Genomic DNA, 536 nt, shown 5'->3' with positions numbered 1-536 from the left:
CCGCGCGCGGCGCCTCGGGGGGCGCGACGCTCCGCGGCGCGTCGCCGCAGGCGGCGAGCAGCACGAGGAGGAGGCCCGCGAGGCGCGCGGGCGTGGCGAGGGGGCGGGACACGGTCCCTCCTGGGCGGGGCGACGCCGCGCCGGCGGCGCGCGTGACGGGTCGACGACGCGGACCGGCGTCGGTCCGCGTCGTACTGCCGTGCAGCGGGAACAGCGAGGCCGCGTCCGCGCGATTCAGCCGCCCGCCCCGACCAGCGCCTGGAAGCGCGGGTCGGCGCGCAGGCCGCGCCACCACCACGACTGGCTGACGGCGAGCCCCTGCCGGTGCTCGGGGCGCGCCACCAGGTACTGCTTCAGCAGGTCGAGCGCCGTCTCGCGCTCGCCGAGCAGCTCGCGCACGAGCGCCTCGATCGTGAGCAGCTCGCGGTCGGGGTCCACGTCGGGGCCCGCGCGCGCGCGCCGCATCACGCGGTCGGCGCTGTCGCGCAGCCCCGCGCGGCCGGCGGCGGCCGCCGCCAGCAGCTGCGGGGCTGCGC

1 protein-coding gene is annotated in these 536 nt (G+C 81.0%); it reads right to left on the bottom strand.

Annotated elements, in window-relative coordinates; translation table 11 throughout:
• Positions 1 to 234: 234 nt before the first annotated feature.
• The coding region (locus PYV61_RS26500) for a hypothetical protein (RefSeq protein ID WP_275836888.1) at positions 235 to 536 on the bottom strand (302 nt) is incomplete at its 5' end.

This window comes from Roseisolibacter sp. H3M3-2, assembly GCF_029211165.1.
Lineage (GTDB): Bacteria > Gemmatimonadota > Gemmatimonadetes > Gemmatimonadales > Gemmatimonadaceae > Roseisolibacter.
The sequence above is the reverse complement of the archived record's forward strand: the minus strand, read 5'-3'. Positions and strand labels throughout refer to the sequence as shown.